This window comes from Methylobacterium dankookense (assembly GCF_902141855.1).
In the GTDB taxonomy this organism is placed as follows: Bacteria; Pseudomonadota; Alphaproteobacteria; order Rhizobiales; family Beijerinckiaceae; genus Methylobacterium; species Methylobacterium dankookense.
In genome coordinates this window covers 22,597-43,600 of sequence record NZ_CABFVH010000027.1, presented here as the reverse complement: position 1 = coordinate 43,600, position 21,004 = coordinate 22,597, and the positions used below count along the sequence as shown (strand labels likewise).

Here is a 21,004-nt window from a genome sequence, read left to right as displayed (position 1 = left end):
CGAGCCGCGACCCGTAGCCACTGGGCCGGGTTTAATCCCGGCGCTCGTCGATTTCAGGCCGCGGCGGTCGCGGCGAGAGCCTTCTCGATCGCGCCGTCCAGCGCCTCCGGCTTGGTCTTGGGCGCGTAGCGGGCGATCACGCGCCCGTCGCCGCCGGCCAGGAACTTGGTGAAGTTCCACTTGATCCCCTGGAGCCCGAACAGGCCGGGCTTCTCGCGCTTGAGATGGACGAAGAGCGGGTCGGCCTGCGGCCCGTTCACGTCCACCTTGGCCAGGACCGGAAAGGTGACGTCGTAGCTGAGGGAGCAGAAGCGGGCGATCTCGGCGGCGTCACCCGGCTCCTGCGCGCCGAACTGGTTGCAGGGGAAGGCGAGCACGGCGAGCCCGCGGTCGCGGTGGCGGCGCCACAGGTTCTCGAGCCCGGCATACTGGCCGGTGAAGCCGCATTTCGAGGCGGTGTTGACGATGAGAACCGGCCGGCCGCGATACTGCGCCAGCGGATGCGGTGCGCCGTCGGCCTGGCGGGGCGAGAAGTCGTGGATCGTCGTCATGCGGGTCTCAAGGCCTGCTGCGGCGCCCCGAGGCGGGGCGCCGCGCCTCTAGCTAGAGCGCTGTCCGCCGAAGTGGACACCGGGTCGGCGCAAGAGAGCGCAACGCAACAATAGCCTAGAGCCGTTCACGATTGCGACGCGATCGGGATCGGCTCTAGGCCGCGGTGCGCCGCTCCACCAGACGGGCGAGGTAGGCGCTGCCGATCGGGATGATCGTGTCGTCGAAATTGTAGCTCGCGTTGTGGAGCCCGGGGCCCGGATTCGAGCCGAGCCAGGCATAGGCGCCGGGAACCGCCAGGGTCATGTCAGCGAAATCCTCGCTGCCCATGCGCGGCATCGCGTTGACGTCGACCTTGTCGGTGCCCACCACCTCCGCGGCGATCTCGGCCGCCGCCGCGGCCTGCTCGGGGGCGTTCTCCAGCACCGAGAACACGTCCTTGATCTCGACGTCGATCTCGGCGCCGTAGGCCACGGCGTAGCCCGCGGCCAATTCGCGGATGCGGCGGCCGGCCAGCGCCCGGAGGTCGCGGTCGAAGGTGCGGATGGTGCCGGCGAGCTCCGCGCTCTCGGGCACGATGTTGTAGGCCGAGCCCGCCTGGATGCGGGTGATCGAGATCACGATCGACTTCAGCGGGTCGGCGTTGCGCGAGACGATCGACTGCATCGCCTGGGCGAGCGCGGTGGAGATCAGGATCGGGTCGACGCCGTGATGGGGCTGCGCCGCATGGATGCCGCGGCCGCGGACCTTGATGTCGAAGAAGTCGGCCGCCGCCATGATCGGGCCGGGGCGCAGCTTGATCGCCCCGTGCGGCCCGTGCGGCTGGTTGTGCAGGCCGTAGATCTCGTCGCAGGGGAATTTCTCGAACAGGCCGTCGGCGAGCATGGCGCGGGCGCCCCCGAGCCCCTCCTCGGCGGGCTGGAACACGAAGATCGCGGTGCCGTCGAAGTCGCGGGTCTCGGCGAGGTAGCGCGCGGCGCCCACCAGCATCGTGGTGTGCCCGTCATGCCCGCAGGCATGCATCTTGCCGGGAATCGTCGAGCGATAGGGGAGGTTGGTCTCCTCCTCGATCGGCAGGGCGTCCATGTCGGCGCGCAGGCCGATGCGGCGGCCGCTGTCGCTGCGGCCCTTGAGCACGCCGACGACGCCGGTGCCGCCGACGCCCCGGTGCACCTCGATGCCGTAGCTCGCGAGCAGGTCCGCCACGATGCCGGAGGTTCGCACCTCCTCGAAGCCGAGCTCGGGATGGGCGTGCAGGTCGCGCCGCAGGGCGGTCAGCTCGTCGGCGTAGGTCTGGATGCGGTCGATCGGGCTCATCGGGTCTCGGCTCAACAGGTGCGCTTGAACGGGGTCAGTGTCTCGAACTCGCCCACGAGGGCGTCCACATGGGCGCGCTCCCGTCGCAAGTAGTCGGCCACGGCCCTGCGCAACCCTGGGTCGGCAATGTCGTGGGCGGAATGCATGAGCACGGGCCGGTAGCCGCGGGCAAGCTTGTGCTCGCCCTGCGCGCCGGCCTCGACGCGCCGGAGCCCCCGCGCGATCGCGAAGTCGATGGCTTGGTAGTAGCAGACCTCGAAATGCAGGAAGGGATGGTCCTCGATGCAGCCCCAGTTGCGCCCGTAGAGCGCGGCGTCGCCGATCAGATTGATCGCCCCGGCGATGTAGCGGCCCTCGCGCCGGGCCATGATCAGGAGGACGCGCTCGGCCATGCGCTCGGAGAGCAGCGAGAAGAAGCGCCTGTTGAGATAGGGGCTGCCCCATTTGCGGGCGCCGGTATCCATGTAAAAGCCGTAGAAGGCGTCCCAATGCGCCTCGGTGATGTCGGCGCCGGTGAGGGGCTCGATCGTGATGCCGGGGCTCAGGGCGTCGCGCCGCTCGCGGCGGATGGCCTTGCGCTTGCGCGCGGCGAGGGCCTCCAGGAAGTCGTCGAACGTGGCGTAGCCCTCGTTCACCCAGTGGAACTGCTGGTCGGTGCGCTTGAGGAAGCCCGCCGCCCCGGCCCGCTCCCACTCGGCCTCCGGCATGAAGGTGACGTGGATCGAGGAGGCCTCCGTCTGCGCCCGGAGCGCACGCAGGCCCGCGATCAGCCCGGCGGTGACAATGTCCGGGTCCTCGCCCGGGGCGATCAGGAAGCGCGGGCCGGTGACGGGCGTGAAGGGCACGCTGACCTGCAGCTTCGGATAGTAGCTGCCGCCCGCCCGCTCGTAGGCGTCGGCCCAGCCGTGGTCGAACACGTACTCGCCCTGGCTGTGGTTCTTCAGGTAGCAGGGCACGACCCCCAGCACCCGTCCCTCCCGCTCCAGCACCACGTGCAGGGGCAGCCAGCCGGATTTGCGCGCGGCGCAGCCCGAATCCTCCAGCGCCGAGAGGAAGGCGTGGGAAAGGAAGGGGTTGTGGGTCTCGTCCCCGGCGCCCAGCGTCTCGGGCGAGGTGGCGCAGGCATCCCAGACGCCCGCCCCGATCTCCTTGAGGCCGGGCAGGGCGCGCACCTGCAGCGCGGTGGTGGCCTCGGGCGTCGCGCCGGGTGTCTCCATGGCCGGCATGATAGGCGTGCGGCGGGGAGGGGCCAAGCGGCGGTTCGGCTACGCGTGGTCGCGGCCGAGGCTGGACATCGCTGCGGCACGACCCCATAGTATCAACGATCGATACTACGGGGCAACCCCTGATCCAGAGCTTCGCCGACCTGACGACCGAAGCCGTGTATCGAGGCAAGCGGCCCAAGGATCTGCCGGCAACGATCTTCGCGGCAGCGCGCCGGAAGCTCGCCTATCTCGATCAGGCAAAGGATCTCGGCGATCTGCGCGCGCCGCCCGGGAACAGGCTGCACCCGCTTCTGCATGATCGGACCGGGCAGCACGCCATCTGGATCAACGACCAGTATCGGATCTGCTTCCGCTGGACGGAGGCCGGGCCGGCCGAGGTCGAGATCGTCGATTATCACTGATGGAGAGGATCATGGCGCCGATCCAAGCCGAAACGCCGCTCGACATCGTCGAGACGCTGCCACCGCTCCATCCAGGCGAGGTGCTGCGCGAGGAGTTCCTGATCCCGCTCGGCCTCACACCCTACGCGGTCGCGAAGGCCTGCGGCGTGCCGCGCACCCGCATCGAGCGGATCACGCGCGAGGAGGTCGGCATCACCGCCGATACGGCGCTGCGGCTTGCCCGCTTTCTTGGAACCTCCGCCGAACTCTGGCTCGGCCTTCAGACCCGGTACGATCTGGAAACGGCCCTGGCGAAGGCGGCCGACGCCGTCGAGCGGATCACCCCGCTGCCGCGCGAAGCCGCCTGATCCTTCAGGGCACGAAACCCTCGAACACCATCTGGTCCGCATGCGCGGCGGCGCGCGCGCGCTGGTCGTCGTTGCGCACTGTCCAGGCCATCACCGGCAGGCCGCCGAGGAGGCGGGCGAGATGGGTCGCGGCATTCGGCAGGTCGTCCACCCGCCAGGACAGGAAGTCGGGCCGGCTCTCGGCGACATGCAGGAGGTCCGAGAGCGAGCGCCGCTCCGAGGGGGCGAGCGCCGCGTAGGCCGGGTCGTCCTGCGTCGATTCGGCGACGATGCCGCGGGGGACGCGCTCGGGCAGGCGCCCGTGCAGGCCCGCCACCACGCGCGGGTCGAAGGACTTCACCGCGAGCGGGCCTTCGTAATCCGCGACCACGGCCGCGACCCGCTCGGCCAGCGCCAGGTCGCCGTCGAAGCGCGACTTCACCTCGACCACGAGCGGCACCCGGCCGCCGATCTCGGCGAGGAAGGCCGGCAGGGTCGGGATCCGCTCGGCGCTGCCCGCCACCGCGAGGCGCCCCAGCGCCGCGGCGCTCACGGCGGAGACCGCCTCGGCCTCCCCGGTGAGGCGGCCGAGGGCGGCGTCGTGGAACACCATCGCCTCGCCGTCGGCGCTCAACTGCACGTCGCACTCGATGGCGAAGCCGTGCGCGATCGCGGCGCGGGCCGCCGCGATCGTGTTCTCCGGGATGCCCGCCGCCCGGTCGTGCAGGCCGCGATGGGCGATCGGGCGCGCGACGAGCCAGGCGGGGGCATTTATCCCGGCGGGGCCCTGTATCCCGGCGGGGGCCCGCATCAGCGGACCTCGAACATCGCCTCGACCTCGACGGCGGCGTCGAGGGGGAGCTCGGCCACGCCCACCGTCGAGCGGGCATGGCGGCCGCGGTCGCCGAGCAGCTCGACCATCAGGTCGGAGGCGCCGTTCATGATCGGGGCGAGGCCGGCGAAGGTCGGCACCGCGTTGATGAAGCCGCCGAGGCGCACGCATTGCTCGACCGCGTGGTCGAGGTCGCCCACCGCCGCCTCGAGCTGGGCGAGCACGTTGAGCGCGCAGAGTCGCGCCGCCGCCACGCCCGCCTCGTTCGAAACCGTGTCGCCGAGCTTGCCCGTGTGCTCGGCGCTCAGCTTGCCGTCCGCGCCGAAGCAGATCTGGCCGGAGATCACCACGAGGTTGCCCGTGCGCACGAAGGGCACGTAGTTCGCAACCGGTGCCGCCGCCTTCGGCAGGGTGAGGCCGAGCGTCTGCAGCCGCTCCTTGATCGTGCTCATGTCGATTCCCCAAGTGGTTCGTGACCGCGGCGGGTCTGAGCACAGGCGCGGCCGCCCGCGCAAGGGTGCGGCGCCCGGCACGCCCGGCCGTCCGCGAGCATGGCCGCCGCCTCTGTCAAATCATTGACAGAGGAGCAGGGTTTCATAGTAATCGCGCGCGTGCCGCCCCGGTGACGAGGCGGCACTTTCATTTCTGCGGGCGCCCCTGCGCCCGCGTCGCGCGCCGGACAACGGAGATGGGACCTGTGACATCCGTCCTTCTACCGAACTATGTGCGGGCCCCGATCGCGTTCGAGCGCGGCGAGGGCACGTGGCTCGTGGCGCGCGGCGGCGAGCGATATCTCGATTTCGGGGCCGGCGTCGCGGTGAACGCCCTCGGCCACGCCCATCCGCACCTCGTCGCCGCGCTCACCGAGCAGGCGAACAAGGTCTGGCACGTCTCGAACCTCTACGAGATTCCGGAGGGCGAGCGGCTGGGCCAGCGGCTGGTCGACGCGACCTTCGCGGACATCGCCTTCTTCTGCAACTCGGGCGCCGAGGCGAACGAGGCCGCGATCAAGATGGCGCGCAAGTACCATGCGGCCGGCGGCCATCCGGAGCGCTTCCGCATCATCACCTTCGAGGGCGCCTTCCACGGGCGGACACTCGCCACCATCGCGGCCGGCGGCCAGCAGAAGTACATCGAGGGCTTCGGCCCGAAGGTCGACGGCTTCGATCAGGTGCCGGCCGGGGACATGGCGGCGCTCGAGGCCGCGATCACGCCGGAGACCGCGGCCCTGATGATCGAGCCGATCCAGGGCGAGGGCGGCGTGCGCGTGGTGCCCGCGGCCGAGCTGCGCCACCTGCGCGCGCTCTGCGACCGGCACGGCCTGCTCCTGATCATGGACGAGGTCCAGACCGGGGTCGGGCGCACGGGGCGCCTCTTCGCGCATGAATGGTCGGGCGTCACGCCCGACATCATGAGCGCGGCCAAGGGCATCGGCGGCGGCTTCCCGCTCGGCGTCTGCCTCGCCACAGAGGAGGCGGCCCGCGGCATGGTGCCGGGCTCGCACGGCACCACCTTCGGCGGCAACCCGCTCGCCATGGCGGTGGGCAACGCGGTGCTCGACGTGGTGCTCGCGCCGGGCTTCCTCGACCACGTGAACCGCGTCGCGCTCGTCCTCAAGCAGAAGCTCGCGAGCCTGCGGGACCGCCACCCGCAGGTGGTCCAGGAGATCCGCGGCGAGGGCCTGATGCTCGGCCTCAAGCTTGGCGTGCCGAACACCGAGTTCGCCGCGGCCGCCCGGGCCGAGCACCTGCTCACCATTCCGGCCGGCGACAACGTGGTCCGGCTGCTGCCGCCGCTGATCGTCTCCGAGGACGAGGTGGCGCAGGCCGTGGAGCGCCTGGAGGCGGCGGCCGCGCAGCTCGACGGCACGCTGCGCGGCGCCGCGGAATAAGGAGACGATCGCCGGGCGGACACCCGTCCGCCCGGTGCGAGCGCGACTGCGCGTCGGCGCCCATGCGCCGGGTGGCGCAGGGCCGGAGGCCCCGGCCCTTGCGCACCGAGATGACGAGAAACGACGTGTGAGATGATTTCCCAGACGAACGGCCAAGCGGTGACTGCCGCGACGGGCGCCGGCCCGCGCCATTTCCTCGACCTCAAGGACCTCTCCGGGGCGGAGCTGCGCGCCATGCTGGACGCCAGCGCCGCGATGAAGGCGCGCCGCCGCAAGGGCGAGCCGCCGGCCGAGCGCCCCCTCGCCGGCAAGTATCTCGGCATGGTGTTCGATCGGCCCTCGACCCGCACCCGCGTCTCCTTCGACGTCGCCATGCGCGACCTCGGCGGCGAGACCCTGATGCTGACGGGCAGCGAGATGCAGCTCGGCCGCGGCGAGACCATCGGCGACACGGCGCAGGTGCTCTCGCGCTTCGTGGACGCGATCATGATCCGCATCCTCGACCACGGGCTGATGCTGGAACTCGCCGAGTACGCGACCGTGCCGGTGATCAACGCGCTCACCAAGGTCTCGCATCCCTGCCAGATCATGGCCGACGTGCTGACCTTCGAGGAGCATCGCGGGCCGATCAAGGGCCGCACGGTGGCGTGGTCGGGCGACGGCAACAACGTGCTGGCGAGCTGGGTGCACGCGGCCGCCCGCCTCGACTTCACCCTCAACGTCGCCGCCCCGCCGGAGCTGGCGCCGCCGGCCGCGCTGATGGCCTGGGCCAAGGCCGAGGGCGCGCGCGTCAACCTCACCACCGACGCCTTCGCGGCGGTCGAGGGGGCGGACGCGGTCGTGACCGATTGCTGGGTCTCGATGGGCGACGACGACGGCGAGCACCGCCACAACCTGCTCTCGCCCTACCAGGTCAACGCCAAGCTGATGGCGGCGGCGAATAAGGACGCGATCTTCATGCACTGCCTGCCGGCCCATCGCGGCGAGGAGGTGACGGAAGAGGTGATGGACGGCCCGCAATCGGTGGTGTTCGACGAGGCCGAGAACCGCCTCCATGCCCAGAAGGGCGTGCTGGCCTGGTGCCTGAAGGCGAACGGCCTCTGAGCGGCGCCCGCGCCGCCGGCCCCGGCGGGCGCGGCCCGCTCTCGCGAAACCGCGGGCGGCGCACCATATGGGAGCGGCGGGGCAGGCCATCGCCCCTTCCCAGACCCTCCCGGCCCGACCGACGCGCATCAGGACCCGCATGAGCGGGGGGTGGCGTGCTGGGCCGATGCAAGCGGAGCAGACATGACCTCCGAACACGACCGCACCCAGCCCGTCGACGCGAACGGCCATGACGATGCCGTCCTGCCCTTCGCGGTCGAGGCCCTCGACGTGCGCGGGCGCGCGGTGCGCCTCGGCCCCGCCGTCGACACCCTCCTGCGCCGGCACGGCTACCCGGAGCCGGTGGCGCGGCTGCTCGGCGAGGCGGCGGCCCTGACCGTGCTGCTCGGCTCCTCGCTGAAGTTCGACGGCCGCTTCCAGCTCCAGACCCGGACCGACGGCCCGGTCGCGATGATCGTGGTCGATTTCGAGGCGCCCGACCGCCTGCGCGCCACCGCGCGCTTCGACGCGGAGAAGGTGGCGGCCCTGGGCGCCGGCCCGCTCCGGACCGGCGACCTCGTCGGCAACGGGCATCTCGCCATGACCATCGACCAGGGCTCGGCGGCGAGCCGCTACCAGGGCGTGGTGGCGCTGGAGGGCCAGAGCTTCGAGGATGCCGCGCGCCAGTATTTCCGCCAATCCGAGCAGATCCCGACCGAGGTCCGCCTCGCCGTGGCGGAAGCCGTCGAGGGCGACGGCGCGCGCTGGCGGGCCGGCGGCCTCCTCGTGCAGTTCCTGCCGCAATCCACCGACCGGGCGCGCCTCGCCGACCTGCCGCCGGGCGACCTGCCGGAGGGCCACGTGCATCTGGGCGCCGAGGCGCCGGAGGACGATGCCTGGGTCGAGGCGCGCTCGCTCGTCGGCACGATCGAGGACCACGAACTCGTCGATCCGAACGTGTCGAGCGAGCGCCTGCTCTACCGCCTGTTCCACGAGCGCGGCGTGCGGGTCTTCGACCGCCAGGAGGTGCGCGAGACCTGCCGCTGCTCGCGCGAGCGCGTGATGGGCATGATCCGCTCGTTCACGCCGCAGGAGCGCCGGGACATGGTGGCCGATGACGGGCGCATCGTCATCACCTGCGAGTTCTGCTCGCGCCGCTACGACCTCGATCCGGCCGAGGTCGAGCGCGAGATCGAGGCGGGGCCCGCCCAGTAGAGGGCCCCTCCAAGGCCGGGCTCACGGCCAAGCTCGACCTGAATCATCCCTGAAGAGCGGCTCAATCGACGCGATCTTTTTATCGTGAACCCTTTCCGGACTTGCGACGTTTCGGGGCAAGCCAAGTCATCCGGAGGAAATACGATGAACAAGATCGCGGTGGGCCTCGCGGCCCTCCTGTTCAGCACCTCGGTCTACGCGCAGGGCGCGGCCGGCGGCGGATCCGAGTCGGCCAAGGGCGGCATGGGCCGCGGCGGCGCCGAATCCAGCATGAAGGCGGGGGCTTCCGAGGGCCGCGGCGGCGGTATGGAGCGCGGCGGCGCGGAAGCGGGCAGGGGCGGCACGGATCGCAGCGCCGATCGCGGCGGGATGGGCCAGGACTCGGGCAAGGGCTCCGACTCGGGCAAGGGCTCGATGGCCGAGCGCGGCCGCGGCGGCGGTTCCGGCGAGCGCGCCGAGACCCGCGGCGGTCGTGACACCGACCGCACCAACGATCGCGCCATGCGCGGCGAGGGCAGGGGCGAGCGCGACATGCGCGACAACCGCCGCAGCGAGCGCACCGACCTGCGCGACCGCACCGAGCGCCACAGCCGCACGGATGTCCGCAGCCGCACCGACGTGTCCGCGGGCGGCTTCCGCCGCGAAGGCCGCTTCGTCTTCATCGGCGGCCAGCGCGTGGTCTACGGCTCGCCCGAGTATCGCCGCCTCGTCGTCACCGAGAAGCGCGGTTCCCGCCAGCGCTACGTGACCATCCGCGGCCAGCGCGTCCCCTACGGCTCGCCCCAGTACAAGCGTCTCGTCAGCGTCCACGAGAGCGGCCCGAGCACCCGCTACGTGACGATCCGCGGTCAGCGCGTCCTCTACGGCTCGCCGCAATACCGTCGCCTCGTCAGCGTCGGCGAGGAGCGCCGCTACGTCACCGTCCGCGGCCAGCGCGTGCTCTACGGCTCGCCCGAGTATCGCCGCCTGACGGTCTCGTCGAGCCGCGGCGGCACCGTCAACGCGAACTTCAGCGAGCGCAGCCGGACGGATATGCGCCACGAGCGCCGGGACGAGCGCGCCGGCCGCGAGCAGCGCGGCTTCCGCCAGGATGCCGAGCGCGGCGAGGGCCGCAACCAGGGCGGCATGCAGAACCGCGACCAGGGCACGCACAATGCCGGCATGCGCGGCCAGGGCGGCCGTGACGGCGGGCGTGAGGGCAACATGCGCAACGTCTCCGACCAGGGCGGCCGTCAGGGCGGCATGAGCGAGGGCCGCGGCGGTACGGAGCGCGGCGGCATGCAGCAGGGTGGCCGCCAGGGCGGCGGCATGCAGGGCGGTTCTGGCCGCGAGGGCGGCGGCATGGGCGGCAACGGCGGCAGCCGCAACTGACCCGACCGGCCGGTCTTGAAGCGAGAGGGGGAGGCGCCGCCGGTGCCTCCCCCTTCTTCATGCGGCTCCGGCCCGCCGCCTTCGAGTGATCCGGCGTGACCGCTCAGCTCTTCAGCACCGGCTCGGCGATGTCGCCGCCGCCGCGGCTGGCGAGGTAGTCGGGCTGGAACAGGCACATCCGCACCGCGTCGCGGTAGCGGCCGTTCACGAAGAACTCGTCCTTGAGCACGCCCTCGGGCCGGAAGCCGCAGCGCTCGTAGATCTGCACGGCGCGGCGGTTGTCCTTGTCCACGTGCAGGTAGAGCTTGTGGATGTTGAGCACGCTGAAGGCGTAGTCGATGGCGACCCGCGTCGCCTTCCAGGCATAGCCCCGGCCCTGGAAGGCCGGGTGGATCGCGATCTGGAACTCGCAGCGCCGGTGCAGGTGGTTGATCTCCACGAGCTCGACCATGCCGGCCCGCTCGTCACGGTCGTTGGCGATGATGAAGCGCCGCTCGGTCTGGTTGTGGATGTTGCGCTCGTAGAGCTGCGCCAGCTCGGCGAAGGACTCGTAGGCCTCCTCGAACCAGTAGCGCATGATGCTGTCGTTGTTGTTGAGCTGGTGCACGAAGAGCAGATCCTCGCGCTCCAGCGGCCGCAGCTTCACCCGGTCGAGGGGTCTCGGTTCGTGCGGCTTCCCGCTCATGGGGCGCAATCCCGGATCAGGCGACGCAGGAAGGCCTCGCCGTCCTTCAAGGCATCGAGGGTGATGAACTCGTCCGGCTGGTGGGCCTGGTCGATCGAGCCCGGGCCGCAGACCACGGTCGGGATGCCCGCCGCCTGGAAGCGCCCGGCCTCGGTGGCGTAGGGCACCGAGATCGTGCGGTTGCGGCTGGCCAGGCGCAGGGCTAGCCGCTCGGCCTCCGAGCCGGGCTCGGGCGCGAGCCCCGGCACCGCCACCTCCTCCAGGGTCTCGACCCGGCCGTAGGGCCCGTGGCGGTTCAGCCGCTCGGCGGTGACGCGGGCGACCTCGGCGGCGAACAGGGCCGGGATCTCGCCCCCGTCGAGATCGGGCAGGCCGCGATACTCCCAATGGAAGCTGCAGAGCTTGGGCAGGATGTTGCGCGCCGTGCCGCCCTGGATCGTGCCCACATGCACCGTCGAATAGGGCGGATCGAACCGGCCCGAGGCATCGCCGCGGGCGATCATCGCATCGGCGATGCGGTTGAGCCCGGCGACGAGGTCGCCCGCCGCCATCACGGCGTTCGCCCCGAGCATGGGCTTGGAGGAATGCGCCTCGTGGCCGTGCACGGTGGTGAGGCAGGTCACCACGCTCTTGTGCGCGTCGGCGACCTCGAGGTCGGTGGGCTCGCCGACGATCACCGCGCCCGGCCGGGGCAGGTCGGCGCCGAAGCGGGCGATGGTGTCGGCGACGCCGAGGCAGGTGGTCTCCTCGTCGTAGGAGAGCAGGATGTGGATCGGGCGCGTCAGGCCCGCGGCCAGCATCTCCGGCACCAGGGCGAGCGCCAGCGCGCAGAAGCCCTTCATGTCGACGGCGCCGCGGCCATAGGCGCGGCCGTCCGCGACGCGCAGGGCGAAGGGGTCGGAGGTCCAGGCCTGCCCCGTCACCGGCACCACGTCGGTATGGCCGGAGAGCACGACGCCGCCGTCGATGCGGGGGCCGAGGGTGGCGAACAGAGCGGCCTTGTCGCCCGCCGCATTCGGCACGCGGGCATGGGGCACGCCCCAGCCGTCGAGATAGGCGGCGACCCAGTCGATCAGGGCGAGGTTGGAGCGCGTGCTCTCGGTGTCGAAGGCGACGAGGCGCGCGAGGAGGTCGAGGGGCTCGAGCCGCTCACCGGCCGGCATGGGATCCATCCTTCGGGCGCGTCCGGGCCCGCGCCGGGGCGCCCTCCGCCGAAGCGGAAACCGGTCTCAGTGCAGGCTGCGCCGCACGTGCGGGCTGTCGAGGGAGAAGGCGGGGATCTCGGCCTCGAAACTCTCGCCCGCGATCGTCGCCATGGTGTAGCTGCCGGCCATCAGGCCGTCCGGCGTGGTGAGGGGGCAGCCGCTCGTGTAGCAGAACGACTCCCCCGGCTCCAGCACCGGCTGCTTGCCGACGACGCCGGTGCCGCGGACCTCCTGGCAGGCGCCGTGGCCGTCGATGATCCGCCAATGGCGCGAGCGCAGCTGCACCTGCTCGGCGCCGTTGTTCACGATCTCCACGGTGTAGGCGAAGAAGTAGCGGTTCTCGCCCGGAGAGGATTCCTCCTCGACGAAGCGGGGCTCGACGGTCACGCTGATTCCGCGCGTCTCGGCCTTGTACATCGCCCTGTTTCGCCTCTCGCGAGGGTCAAGCCCCATCACCGGATTAGGAGCCGATTCGCAACGGCTTCTCGGATCGCGGAGCCACGTGGTAGTGGGCGGCGAAATCGGCGTCAATTGCGGCGGATTACGTCGCGCCGGGCACCGTACCGCAGGAGAGGAGACCGTCCATGGACACCGTGAATCGAACCCTCACCGGACGCTGCCATTGCGGGGCGATCGGCTACACGATGCCCGCCGACGTGGTGCACAACTGCCTCTGCCATTGCAGCGATTGCCGCCGCCATGCGGGCGCGCCGATGGTCGCCTGGGCGATGGTGCCGGCGGAGGCGGTCTCGATCCGCGGCGAGCCCGCCACCTACGTCTCGTCGGAGCACGGGCGGCGCCTGTTCTGCCGGGATTGCGGCACCGGCCTGTTCTACCGCAACGAGCACATGCTGCCCGGGATGCTCGACATCCAGACCGGCACGCTCGACGATCCCGGCGCCCTGCCGCCGACCGCCCATATCCAGACGGCGGAAGAGGTCGCCTGGATGGAGGACGCGCACGCGCTGCCGCGCTTCACGCGCTATCCCGCGCCGTGAGCAGGGCCGCGCGGCGGGGCGGTAACCGGACCTTAGGCGCGCCCGGCGCACAAGGACCGATCGGTCTGACGGGATTGCGGCACGGGATGGACGAGAGCACGAGGCAGGGTCCCGATGCGCAGGCCGGCATCCTGCCGGCCCAGGCGATCGCCGCCCTCACCGAGGCCGGCGCCATCCGCCCGGCCACCCCCTACGCGTCGGACCAGATCCAGCCCGCGAGCCTCGACCTGCGCCTCGGGCAACGCGCTTGGCGGGTGCGCACGAGCTTCCTGCCGGGCGGACGCCCGGTCTCGGCCTGTGTCGAGGCCCTGTCCTTCCACGCCATCGACCTGCAGCCGGGCGCCGTGCTGGAGACGGGCTGCGTCTACATCGCCGAGCTTCAGGAGGGCCTGGCGCTGCCCGCGGACCTCTCCGCGAGCGCCAACCCGAAGAGCTCGACCGGGCGCATCGACGTGTTCACCCGGGTGATCACCGACCGTGGCAACGCCTTCGACCAGGTGGAGGCGGGCTACCAGGGCCCGCTCTACGCCGAGATCTCGCCGCGCACCTTCCCCGTCCTGGTGCGGACGGGCTCGCGCCTGTCGCAGATCCGCTTCCGCCGCGGCGACCCGCGCCTGCGCGAGGCGGAGCTCGCCGCGCTCCACGCCCAGATGCCGCTGGTCAGCGCGGCCAACCCGTCCTTCCAGGGGGGCGTCGCGGTCTCGGTCGACCTCGCAGGGTTCGACGGCCTGATTGGCTACCGCGCCAAGCGCCATACCGGCCTCGTGGACGTGGACGCGCCGGGCCGCCACCGGGTCGCCGATTTCTGGGAGCCCCTGCCCGCCGACGGATCCGGCACGCTGATCCTCGATCCCGGCCAGTTCTACATCCTGGCCTCGAAGGAGGCCGTGCAGGTGCCCCCCGACCACGCCGCCGAGATGGTGCCGTTCGATCCGCTGGTCGGCGAGTTCCGCGTCCACTACGCGGGCTTCTTCGATCCCGGCTTCGGCCATGCGGGCGCGGGCGGAACCGGCGCGCGGGCGGTGCTGGAGGTGCGCTCGCGCGACGTGCCGTTCCTGCTGGAGGACGGGCAGATCGTCGGCCGCCTCGTCTACGAGCGCATGACGGAACGGCCCGCCACCCTCTACGGCGCGGGCGCCGGCTCGAACTACCAGGCCCAGGGGCTGAAGCTCTCGAAGCATTTTGCCTGATCGGCCCGCCGGGGCCGGCGCGCAGGAAATCGGATTCCCCTTTTCCGCGCCATGCTCTACGAGGCGCGGTCCGAACCTCCGGTTGCGCGCCATGCTTCAGACCACCCCGACCCCGCCCGTCTCCGCCCGACGCATCCTGACGGCGAGCTTCGTCGGCACGGCGATCGAATTCTACGACTTCTACATCTACGCCACCGCCGCCGCGCTGGTGATCGGCCCGGTCTTCTTCCCGCCGGGGGAGCCCGGCGTGCAGCTCCTCTCGGCATTCGCCACCTTCGCCATCGCCTTCGTGGCCCGGCCGATCGGCGCGGCCCTGTTCGGGCATTTCGGCGACCGCATCGGGCGCAAGGCCACCCTCGTCGCGTCGCTGATGATCATGGGCGTCTCGACGGTGCTGATCGGCTGCCTGCCGACCTACGCCACCGCCGGCTGGCTGGCGCCGGCCGCCCTCTGCATCCTGCGCTTCGGGCAGGGGCTCGGCTTCGGCGGCGAGTGGGGCGGGGCGGCCCTGCTCGCGGTCGAGAACGCGCCGCCGGGCAAGCGCGCGTGGTACGGCATCTTCCCGCAGCTCGGCGCGCCGGTGGGCTTCATCCTGGCCAATACCTGCTTCCTGGCGCTGAGCTTCGGCCTCTCGCCCGAGAGCTTCCAGAGCTGGGGCTGGCGCCTGCCCTTCCTCGCCTCGGCGGTCCTCGTCGGCGTCGGCCTCTACGTGCGGCTGAAGCTCACCGAGACGCCGCTGTTCAAGGCGGCGCTCGCCAAGGCCGAGCCCGAGAAGGTGCCGCTCGCCACCGTGGTCACGCAGCACACCCGCGCGACCCTGCTCGGCACCTTCGCGATGGTGGCCTGCTACGCGGTGTTCTACCTCTCGACGGTGTTCGCGCTCGGCTACGGCACGGCCACCCTCGGCTATTCGCGCCCCGCCTTCCTGCTGTTCGAATGCGTGGCCGTCTGCTTCATGGCGCTCGGCATCCCGCTCTCGGGCTGGGCGGCGGACCGGTTCGGGCGGCGCCCGGTGGTGATGTCGGGCACGCTCTTCACCCTCTGCCTCGGCTTCCTGCTCGGGCCGATGCTCGGCTCCGGCTCCTGGCCGCTGGTGCTCGGCTTCCTCTGCCTCGGCCTCTTCGCCATGGGCTGGATCTTCGGGCCGATGGGCGCGCTCCTGCCCGAGCTGTTCCCGACCCGGGTGCGCTACACGGGCGCCTCCGTCACCTACAACCTCGCCGGGATCCTCGGCGCCTCGGCCGCGCCCTACCTCGCGCAGAGCCTGGTCTCCCTCGGCGGCATCGCCTGGGTCGGCGCCTATCTCGGCATCGCCGCGGCGATCAGTTTCCTCGCCGTGCTGCTGATGCCCGAGACGATGCGGCAGGGGGTGTGACCGGGAGGGGCGGAGCGGGGAGCCGACGGCTCCCGGACATCCGCTAGGCGCGTTGATCGCGACCAAGGGTCGGGATCAACGCACTTCGGTATAAGTCATACGACATCCGGGTGATCCCTTCGGGATGGCGGATGTCGCCTTCGCTCAGGCGCCGCGCGGGGCTTGGCCGAGACCGCGTCCGGTCTGATCACCGGACGCGGTCTCAGTTGCGCTTGTCGAGCGGGCGGCCGAGCAGGCGGGCGAACTCGGCCTCGATCTCCTCCACCGAGAACGGGTTGGCGGCGCTTCCCGCCTTGGCCGGGCGCGGCGCCTCGTCGGCAGGTGCCGGCGGCGCAGCGGGCGCCGGGGGCGGCGCGGCGGGGGCGGGCGGCGGCGGAGGCTCCGGACGGGGCTCGGGAAGCGCTTCGACCGGCTCCGGAGGAGGTGGGGGCGCGGGCTCCGGCGCAGGCGGCGGCGAGGGTTCCGGCGCAGCCGCCATGGCGGCGGCCATCGGATCGACCGCGGGCGCCGGCACGGCCGGGGGCGGGGGCGGGGGCGGCGGCGCCACCGGAAGCGGCTCGGGCGCGGGTGCGGGCGAGGATGCCGGCGGCGGGGTCACCGCCGTGGACGAGCGGCCGAGCGCGGCCTGGAGCTGGCGCGCCATGTCGGACAGGATCGCCGGATCGACCGAGCGGCGCGGCGGCCCGGCCGGCATGGCGGGCGGGGGCTCGGCCTCGGCCGGCGCGGCGGGCGCAGGCGGGATCACGGGCGCAGGCGGCGCGGGGGGCGGGGCCGCGGCCGGCTTCGGGTCGACCAGCGCCGGGGCGGTGCGGCGCAGGAGGCGCTTGGCCGGGCCCTCACGCACGGGGGCGGCCGGAACGGGACGGTCCTCGGGCCGCGGGCCGGGCACGATGCCGAGCGCCTCGGGCGCCGGCTCGTCGGGCCCGATGGCGGTCACGTCGAGCGGCTGGGTCACGGGCGGGGGCGCGCTGGAGCGCGGCACGGCGGCCGGCACCACCACCGGCATCTCGAAGCTCGGCTCGAAGGCCGCCGCGGGCCGCGCCTGCGGGATCCCGGGCAGGGTCGGCTGCGCCTCGAGGGCGGGCTCCTCCGGCTCGGGGAGCGATTCCGGGACCGGCTCCGGCCGGAGCGCCGGCTCGGCGAGCGCCCGCCCGCGCTGGATGTTGCGCTCGATCACCACGTCGTTGGGGCCGCCCACGAGGAGCAGGTGCTCCACATTGTCCCGCCGCAGCAGGATGAGCTGGCGCTGGCGGTCGAGCTCGTAGACGTCGACGATGCCGAGCCGCGGCTGGCGCCCGCGCGTGCCGTTCCGTCCCGGGATGGCGAGCCCGCCGCCCGAGAGGCGCCGGACCAGGAGGACGACCACCGTCAGGATCGCGAAGATGACCGCGAAGATGCTGACGTACTGGATGATCGGAGAGCCGTCAGAGCCGAACACGGACTGCAACCATTGCAAGGCTTGCCACTCTCGTCTCGGGGCCGGGGCCCGACCCTACGCAACACACGGCCTCAAGGTTAGCACGCGCCGGGGGGAGCCCGGCAATCGAACTTAAAGCTTCGTTAACAGCTTACCGCGGATCGGCCGGCGCGGATGCTTAACCGCGCGTTAACCCTGTACCCGGCAGATTTTGCCCATCGGGCCGCCGCCCGGGACGCCCCGTCCCGGGATCCGCCCGGAGGGCGCCGCCCGTGGCCATCACCGACCTGCCGCTCCTCTCGATGCTGCGCACGCGGATGCAGTGGTCGCAGGCGCGCCAGCAGCTCATCGCCGAGAACGTCGCCAATGCCGACATGCCGGGCTTCCGCCCGCGCGACCTCGCGGCGCTCAGCTTCGGCGCGGACGGCACGGCGGCGAAGGCGGGCGTCGGCCTCGCCGCGACCGCCTCGGGCCACATCGTGCCGGCGGGCGCGGACGGGCCCGGCGCCGATGCGAAGCGCTTCAAGGGGTTCGAGGTCCGCCCGAGCGGCAACGGGGTGAACCTCGAAGAGGAGATGATGAAGGCCGGCGACAACCAGTCGGACTACCAGCTCGCCGCCTCGCTCTACCAGAAGAGCCTCGACACCCTGAAGATCGCCATCGGCAAGCGCTGAGGGCCCGCGACGAAGGAGCCTTGAGCCGTGGATTTCGACAAGACCCTGACCATCGCCGCCTCGGGGCTCAAGGCCCAGTCCGGCCGCATGCGCATCATCGCCGAGAACATCGCCAACGCCGATTCCGCGCCCCAGAGCGCCACGGCCGAGCCCTACCGCCGCAAGATCCCGACCTTCACGAGCCATCTCGACCGCGACACCGGGGCGAGCCTCGTCGAGGCCGGCCGCGTCCGGCGCGACGCCGGACCCTTCCGCACGAAGTACGACCCCGGCAACCCCGCCGCCAACGACAAGGGCGAGGTGCGCATGCCCAACGTCAACGCCCTCATCGAGAACATGGACATGCGCGAGGCCCAGCGCTCCTACGAGGCGAACCTCAACATGGTCACGGCCACCCGCCGGATGATCAGCCGCACCCTCGAGATCCTGAAGTAGGCGGTCATGGCGAGCAGCAACTTCGCGGCGGGCGCCTACGCGGCGGTCCAGAACATCGGGGCGCTGAAGGGCGCCCCCAAGGTCCAGCCGACGCAATCGGCGGGCGGCGACTTCACCCGCCTCCTCGGCCAGGCGGTCGAGACCGTCGGCGAGGCCGGCCGCCGGGCCGACATGCAGGCCGCCGCCGTGGCCACGGGCAAGGCGAACGTGGTCGACGTGGTCACCGCGGTGGCCGAGAGCGAGACCGCCCTGCAGACCATGGTGGCGGTGCGCGACCGCATGATCTCCGCCTACGAGGAGATCATGCGCATGCAGATCTGATCCACCCCGTGCGGAGGTTTCGTGGCCGAAACCTCCGCGATCCGGCGCATGGGCGCCGACGCGCAGTCGCGCTGTTCGCCGCGCGGGAGGGGGCTCCCGCGCGGCGATCGAGGCTCAGCCCTTCCAGAATTTCGCAGGCATCATGACCGGCCTCGCCATCCTCGACGTCGCCCGCGACGGGATCTTCGTGTTCCTGAAGGTCGCCGGGCCCCTGATGCTGGTGGCGCTCGCCGTCGGCCTCGTGGTCTCGCTGGTCCAGGCGCTGACCCAGATCCAGGAGCAGACGCTGATCTACGTGCCGAAGATCGTCGCGGTCTTCGCCGCCCTGCTGCTGATGCTGCCCTTCATGGGCGACGCGATGGCCGGCTACATGGTGCGCATCGCCGCCCGCATCGCGGCGGGCGGGTGATGCCGGCGGCCAGGACGGCGCCCCGCGCGCCGTGCCATAAGCGGTCGCATGACCCTGCTGCTGCCAGGATTCGCGCCGGGCATCGCGGCGGCCTTCCTGCTCACCTTCGCCCGCGTCGGCACGCTGATCATGCTGATGCCGGGGATCGGCGAGCAGACGGTCTCGCCGCGCCTGCGCCTCGCCTTCGCGCTGCTCGTCGCCCTCGTCCTGTTCCCGACCGTGCGCCCGCTGCTCGGCGCGGGCGAGGCGCTGGCGGGCCCGCGGCTGATCGGGCTCCTGTTCGGCGAGACCCTGATCGGGCTGATCTTGGGGCTCAGCGTGCGCATGGTGCTCGCCGCCCTGCAGACGGCGGGTCTGATCGCCTCGCAGCAGCTCGGCCTGTCCTACGCCATGACCGTCGACCCGGCGATGGGCGGCCAGCAGGCGGCGCTCGGCACCTTCCTGGCCTTGCTCGGCATCACCCTGATCCTCGCCACCGACCTGCATCACATCGCCCTGGACGGGATCGGGCAGAGCTACCGCCTGCTGCCGCCGGACGGTGTGCCGGGCTTCGGCGAGGCGGCCAAGCTCGCCCTCAGGGCGATCGCCCGGGGCTTCACGCTGGCGGTGCAGATCGCCGCGCCCTTCATCGCCTTCGGCATCCTGTTCAACCTCGGCCTCGGCGTCCTCTCGCGGATGATGCCGCAGATCCAGGTCTTCTTCCTCGCCGTGCCGGCCTCGGTGCTGATCGGCATGCTGATCTTCGCCGGCGTGCTCGGCGTGATCATGACCGTCTTCCTCGACGACATGGCCCGCTACCTCGCCGCGATGGCCGGACGCTGACCCTCCGCGCCCCCGGAGGCCTCCATGGCTGAGGGCGCGGAGCAGGAGGACAAGACCGAAGAGCCGACCCAGCGGCGCCTCGACCGGGCGATCGAGAGCGGCGACGTCGCCAACAGCGTCGAGATCAACACCTTCGCGGCGCTCGGCGCCTTCACCCTCGGGCTGATGCTGGCGGGGCCCGGCATCGCGACCATGCTGACCGCCGAGATGCGCGGCTTCCTGATGAACGCCCACGCCGTGCCGGACGATGCCGGCTCGATGGCGCGGGTCGCGGCCCGCGCCGTGTGGCTGCTGTTCCAGGCGCTCGCCATCCCCGCCGGGCTCGCCGTCGCGGCCGGGCTCGCCGCCGGCTTCCTGCAGCATCCGGTCGTGTTCAGCACCGAATCCCTCGGCTTCAAGTTCGAGCGCGTCTCGCCGATGACCGGCATCAAGCGCATCTTCGGGGTCGAGGCGCTGGTGCAGTTCGGCAAGGGGCTCGCCAAGATGGCCGTGGTCGGCGTCGTGGTGGGCACCCTGCTCTGGAACGACCGCGACCGCCTGGAGGTCTTCGCCCGGCTCGATCCCGCCGCCTGCCTCCCCGCGATCCTGGGGCTCAGCCTCAAGCTGCTCGCCGCCGTGCTCGCCGTGCATCTCGCGATCACGATCGCCGACGCCCTCTACCAGCGCTTCCGCTGGCGTGCGCGCCTGCGCATGTCGAAGGAGGAGATGAAGCAGGAGATGAAGGAATCGGACGGCAACCCGGAGGTGAAGGGCCGCATGAAGCAGCTCCGCATGGCCCGGGTGAAGAAGCGCATGATGGCCGCCGTGCCGAAGGCCACCGTCGTGGTCACCAATCCGACCCACTACGCGGTGGCCCTGCGCTACGAGGCCGGCATGGCCGCGCCGGTCTGCGTCGCCAAGGGCGTCGACGCGCTCGCCCTGCGCATCCGCAAGGTCGCGGCCGAGCACGAGGTGCCGGTGCTGGAGAACCCGCCGCTCGCCCGCGCGCTGCACGCCACCGTGGAGATCGACCAGGAGATCCCCGCCGAGCATTACCGGGCGGTGGCCGAGGTGATCGGCTTCGTCCTGCGCACGCGCCGCCGGGCGGCCTGAGGAGGCCCGCGCCGTGCCGGAACGCCTGGGGCGCGACATCAGCAGGCGGCCGCAACCGTTTGGCCCTTGCCGTCTTTCGGACGCAAGCCTAACCGATCTGAAGGGCTTGGGCTGCCAGAACCGGTCCTTCGAGGGCGCATCATGGGCGGCGGGCTTCCGCGCATGATGCT

The 21,004-nt window shown here is 71.9% G+C and carries 24 protein-coding genes; 15 read left to right on the top strand and 9 right to left on the bottom strand.

Annotated elements, in window-relative coordinates; translation table 11 throughout:
* Window positions 1-53: 53 nt before the first annotated feature.
* From MTDSW087_RS18800 to MTDSW087_RS18790, 3 genes are all read right to left on the bottom strand, one after another.
* On the bottom strand, window positions 54-551 hold the full coding sequence (locus MTDSW087_RS18800; protein WP_144766442.1) for a glutathione peroxidase: 498 nt from the start codon (window positions 549-551) through the stop codon (window positions 54-56).
* Window positions 552-705: 154 nt separating this feature from the next.
* A complete protein-coding gene (locus tag MTDSW087_RS18795) occupies window positions 706-1,866 on the bottom strand; it encodes a M20 aminoacylase family protein (RefSeq protein WP_144766441.1) in 1,161 nt (386 codons plus the stop codon).
* Between the two features lie 11 nt (window positions 1,867-1,877).
* Complete coding sequence (locus MTDSW087_RS18790; RefSeq protein ID WP_144766440.1) at window positions 1,878-3,083, bottom strand: GNAT family N-acetyltransferase; 1,206 nt, start codon at window positions 3,081-3,083, stop codon at window positions 1,878-1,880.
* 164 nt (window positions 3,084-3,247) lie between these two features.
* Between MTDSW087_RS18790 and MTDSW087_RS18785 the strand changes: the two genes are divergently transcribed.
* Window positions 3,248-3,493 carry a type II toxin-antitoxin system RelE/ParE family toxin gene (locus MTDSW087_RS18785; protein WP_373322045.1) on the top strand — a complete coding sequence of 82 codons (246 nt, stop codon included), beginning with the start codon at window positions 3,248-3,250 and terminating at the stop codon, window positions 3,491-3,493.
* A gap of 11 nt (window positions 3,494-3,504) precedes the next feature.
* Window positions 3,505-3,840, top strand: a complete 336-nt coding sequence (locus tag MTDSW087_RS18780; RefSeq protein ID WP_186383903.1) for a HigA family addiction module antitoxin — start codon at window positions 3,505-3,507, stop codon at window positions 3,838-3,840.
* A 4-nt stretch (window positions 3,841-3,844) separates the two neighbouring features.
* Here MTDSW087_RS18780 and MTDSW087_RS18775 read toward each other — a convergent pair whose 3' ends face one another.
* On the bottom strand, window positions 3,845-4,630 hold the full coding sequence (locus tag MTDSW087_RS18775; protein ID WP_186383902.1) for a glycerophosphodiester phosphodiesterase family protein: 786 nt from the start codon (window positions 4,628-4,630) through the stop codon (window positions 3,845-3,847).
* Window positions 4,630-5,103, bottom strand: a complete 474-nt coding sequence (locus MTDSW087_RS18770) for a RidA family protein (protein WP_144766438.1) — start codon at window positions 5,101-5,103, stop codon at window positions 4,630-4,632. Before MTDSW087_RS18770 ends, MTDSW087_RS18775 begins: the two co-directional genes overlap by 1 nt.
* A gap of 245 nt (window positions 5,104-5,348) precedes the next feature.
* Between MTDSW087_RS18770 and MTDSW087_RS18765 the strand changes: the two genes are divergently transcribed.
* The 4 genes from MTDSW087_RS18765 (at window position 5,349) to MTDSW087_RS18750 (ending at window position 10,211) form a co-directional block, all read left to right on the top strand.
* Window positions 5,349-6,542, top strand: coding sequence for an aspartate aminotransferase family protein (locus MTDSW087_RS18765; RefSeq protein ID WP_144766436.1), 1,194 nt, complete (start codon window positions 5,349-5,351; stop codon window positions 6,540-6,542).
* Between the two features lie 132 nt (window positions 6,543-6,674).
* Window positions 6,675-7,646: an ornithine carbamoyltransferase gene (argF, locus tag MTDSW087_RS18760; RefSeq protein ID WP_144766435.1), complete on the top strand. Its 972-nt coding sequence runs from the start codon at window positions 6,675-6,677 to the stop codon at window positions 7,644-7,646.
* 183 nt (window positions 7,647-7,829) lie between these two features.
* Window positions 7,830-8,840, top strand: coding sequence for an Hsp33 family molecular chaperone (locus tag MTDSW087_RS18755; RefSeq protein WP_144766433.1), 1,011 nt, complete (start codon window positions 7,830-7,832; stop codon window positions 8,838-8,840).
* 144 nt (window positions 8,841-8,984) lie between these two features.
* The gene (locus MTDSW087_RS18750; RefSeq protein WP_144766431.1) at window positions 8,985-10,211 is read left to right on the top strand and encodes a hypothetical protein; all 1,227 of its coding nucleotides are present in this window, start codon (window positions 8,985-8,987) and stop codon (window positions 10,209-10,211) included.
* 103 nt (window positions 10,212-10,314) lie between these two features.
* On the opposite strand, the gene speG is transcribed toward MTDSW087_RS18750, so the two are convergent.
* The 3 genes from speG to apaG form a co-directional block, all read right to left on the bottom strand.
* Window positions 10,315-10,896 (bottom strand): spermidine N1-acetyltransferase, encoded by a 582-nt coding sequence (speG, locus tag MTDSW087_RS18745; RefSeq protein WP_144766429.1) that lies wholly within the window; start codon window positions 10,894-10,896, stop codon window positions 10,315-10,317.
* Window positions 10,893-12,059: an acetylornithine deacetylase gene (gene argE, locus MTDSW087_RS18740; RefSeq protein WP_144766428.1), complete on the bottom strand. Its 1,167-nt coding sequence runs from the start codon at window positions 12,057-12,059 to the stop codon at window positions 10,893-10,895. Before argE ends, speG begins: the two co-directional genes overlap by 4 nt.
* Window positions 12,060-12,125: 66 nt before the next feature.
* Window positions 12,126-12,518 carry a Co2+/Mg2+ efflux protein ApaG gene (gene apaG / locus MTDSW087_RS18735; protein WP_144766426.1) on the bottom strand — a complete coding sequence of 131 codons (393 nt, stop codon included), beginning with the start codon at window positions 12,516-12,518 and terminating at the stop codon, window positions 12,126-12,128.
* 167 nt (window positions 12,519-12,685) lie between these two features.
* On the opposite strand from apaG, the gene MTDSW087_RS18730 reads away from it, so the two are divergent.
* From MTDSW087_RS18730 to MTDSW087_RS18720, 3 genes are all read left to right on the top strand, one after another.
* Window positions 12,686-13,099: a GFA family protein gene (locus MTDSW087_RS18730; RefSeq protein WP_144766424.1), complete on the top strand. Its 414-nt coding sequence runs from the start codon at window positions 12,686-12,688 to the stop codon at window positions 13,097-13,099.
* Between the two features lie 86 nt (window positions 13,100-13,185).
* The gene (locus MTDSW087_RS18725) at window positions 13,186-14,289 is read left to right on the top strand and encodes a 2'-deoxycytidine 5'-triphosphate deaminase (RefSeq protein ID WP_144766423.1); all 1,104 of its coding nucleotides are present in this window, start codon (window positions 13,186-13,188) and stop codon (window positions 14,287-14,289) included.
* 91 nt (window positions 14,290-14,380) lie between these two features.
* The gene (locus MTDSW087_RS18720; protein WP_144766421.1) at window positions 14,381-15,664 is read left to right on the top strand and encodes an MFS transporter; all 1,284 of its coding nucleotides are present in this window, start codon (window positions 14,381-14,383) and stop codon (window positions 15,662-15,664) included.
* A 202-nt stretch (window positions 15,665-15,866) separates the two neighbouring features.
* Here the strand turns inward: MTDSW087_RS18720 and MTDSW087_RS18715 are convergent, their stop codons facing one another.
* Entirely contained in the window at window positions 15,867-17,120 is a 1,254-nt protein-coding gene (locus MTDSW087_RS18715; protein ID WP_244948393.1) for a flagellar biosynthetic protein FliO, read from the bottom strand.
* A 233-nt stretch (window positions 17,121-17,353) separates the two neighbouring features.
* Here MTDSW087_RS18715 and flgB point away from each other — a divergent pair, with 233 nt between their 5' ends.
* The 6 genes from flgB to flhB all read left to right on the top strand — a co-directional run bounded on the left by flgB (window position 17,354) and on the right by flhB (window position 20,834).
* Window positions 17,354-17,755: a flagellar basal body rod protein FlgB gene (gene flgB, locus MTDSW087_RS18710; RefSeq protein WP_144766419.1), complete on the top strand. Its 402-nt coding sequence runs from the start codon at window positions 17,354-17,356 to the stop codon at window positions 17,753-17,755.
* Between the two features lie 27 nt (window positions 17,756-17,782).
* Window positions 17,783-18,190: a flagellar basal body rod protein FlgC gene (gene flgC / locus MTDSW087_RS18705; protein ID WP_144766417.1), complete on the top strand. Its 408-nt coding sequence runs from the start codon at window positions 17,783-17,785 to the stop codon at window positions 18,188-18,190.
* A gap of 6 nt (window positions 18,191-18,196) precedes the next feature.
* Window positions 18,197-18,511: a flagellar hook-basal body complex protein FliE gene (gene fliE / locus MTDSW087_RS18700; RefSeq protein WP_144766416.1), complete on the top strand. Its 315-nt coding sequence runs from the start codon at window positions 18,197-18,199 to the stop codon at window positions 18,509-18,511.
* A 142-nt stretch (window positions 18,512-18,653) separates the two neighbouring features.
* Entirely contained in the window at window positions 18,654-18,920 is a 267-nt protein-coding gene (gene fliQ, locus MTDSW087_RS18695) for a flagellar biosynthesis protein FliQ (RefSeq protein ID WP_144766414.1), read from the top strand.
* A gap of 48 nt (window positions 18,921-18,968) precedes the next feature.
* Complete coding sequence (gene fliR, locus MTDSW087_RS18690; protein ID WP_144766412.1) at window positions 18,969-19,742, top strand: flagellar biosynthetic protein FliR; 774 nt, start codon at window positions 18,969-18,971, stop codon at window positions 19,740-19,742.
* A 24-nt stretch (window positions 19,743-19,766) separates the two neighbouring features.
* Window positions 19,767-20,834, top strand: coding sequence for a flagellar biosynthesis protein FlhB (gene flhB, locus MTDSW087_RS18685; protein WP_144766411.1), 1,068 nt, complete (start codon window positions 19,767-19,769; stop codon window positions 20,832-20,834).
* Window positions 20,835-21,004 lie beyond the last annotated feature (170 nt).